This is a genomic window from Streptomyces sp. PA03-6a (assembly GCF_033792765.1).
In the GTDB taxonomy this organism is placed as follows: Bacteria; Actinomycetota; Actinomycetes; order Streptomycetales; family Streptomycetaceae; genus Actinacidiphila.
In genome coordinates, this window is sequence record NZ_JARAVK010000558.1 from 1 (window position 1) to 1,377 (window position 1,377).

The 1,377-nt window shown below is 72.5% G+C and carries 1 protein-coding gene; it reads left to right on the top strand.

Translation table 11 applies throughout. The annotated features are described in order from the left end of the window. The first annotated feature begins 30 nt into the window (after nt 1-30). Complete coding sequence (locus PV350_RS46590; RefSeq protein ID WP_500339308.1) at nt 31-1,359, top strand: pectate lyase family protein; 1,329 nt, start codon at nt 31-33, stop codon at nt 1,357-1,359. Nucleotides 1,360-1,377 lie beyond the last annotated feature (18 nt).

Here is a 1,377-nt window from a genome sequence, read left to right on the forward strand (position 1 = left end):
CCCCTCCCCACCTCCTCCCAAGGAGCCGCAATGCGTAGATCTGTGTGTCATGCACGCGTCATTCCCCTACTGGTGGGCTGCACGACGCTCGCCCTCGCCCTCACCGCTCCGGCCGAGGCCCAGGCCGTCCCGCGCGGGACCGCCCTCGGCCGCGCCGTACTGCCCGCCGGTGACGGCTGGGCCTCGGCCGGCGGGGGCACCAAGGGCGGCTCGGCCGCCGACGCCTCCCACGTCTTCACCGTGCGCAACCGCGCCGAACTGGTCGCCGCCCTCGGCGACGGCGACGGCACCCCCCGGATCGTCCAGGTCAAGGGCGTCATCGACGTCAACACCGCCGACGACGGCACCCCCCTGGGCTGCGCGGACTACGCCACCGACGGCTACACCCTCGACGGCTACCTCGCCGCCTACGACCCCGCGGTGTGGGGCACCGACCGCGAGCCGTCCGGCCCGCTCGAGGATGCCCGCGCCGCCTCGCAGAAGGTCCAGGCGGAACGCGTCCAGGTGCGGGTCGGCTCCCGCACCACCATCGTCGGCCTCGGCCGGGGCGCCACCCTCCGGGGCGGCAACCTCATGGTCCAGGACGCCGACGACGTCATCATCCGCAACCTGTCCTTCGAGAACGCCGCCGACTGCTTCCCCGCCTGGGACCCCACCGACGGCGACACCGGCAACTGGAACTCCGAGTACGACAACCTCAGCGTGGTCGGCTCCACGCACGTGTGGGTGGACCACAACACCTTCTCCGACGGCGACGAGCCCGACACGACCCTGCCCACCTACTTCGGCCGCGTCTTCCAGAAGCACGACGGCCTCTTCGACGTCATCAAGGGCTCCGACCTCGTCACCGGGTCCTGGAACGTCTTCCGGGACCACGGCAAGACCTCGCTCATCGGCAACAGCGACAGCGCCGCCGCCACCGACGCGGGCAGGCTGCGCGTCACCCTCCACCACAACCTCTACCGGAACGTCACCGAGCGCGCCCCGCGCGTCCGCTTCGGCCAGGTCGACGTCTACAACAACCACTACGTGGCGACCGCGGACTCCGGCTACGCCTACGGCTACAGCCTCGGTGTCGGCGTCCAGTCGCAACTCGTGGCGGAGGCCAACGCCTTCACCCTGCCCGCGGGCGTCGACCGCGCCACCGTCATCAAGAAGTGGAAGGGCACCGCCCTCACCGAGGACGGCAACCTCGTCAACGGCCGCCCCGTCGACCTGCTCGCCGTCCACAACGCGGGCGTCCCCGCCGAGCAGCTCGGCGACGACGCCGGGTGGACCCCGGCCCTGCGCACCCGGGTCGACCGTGCGGGCGCCGTGCCGCACGTCGTCGACCGCCACGCGGGCAGCGGAAGGCTCTGACCGGCCGCCGCCCCGCAC

Bases quoted from the DNA above. Each gene is read 5' to 3' on its own strand.
- PV350_RS46590 (WP_500339308.1), top strand. From the start codon at position 31: ATGCGTAGATCTGTGTGTCATGCACGCGTCATTCCCCTACTGGTGGGC.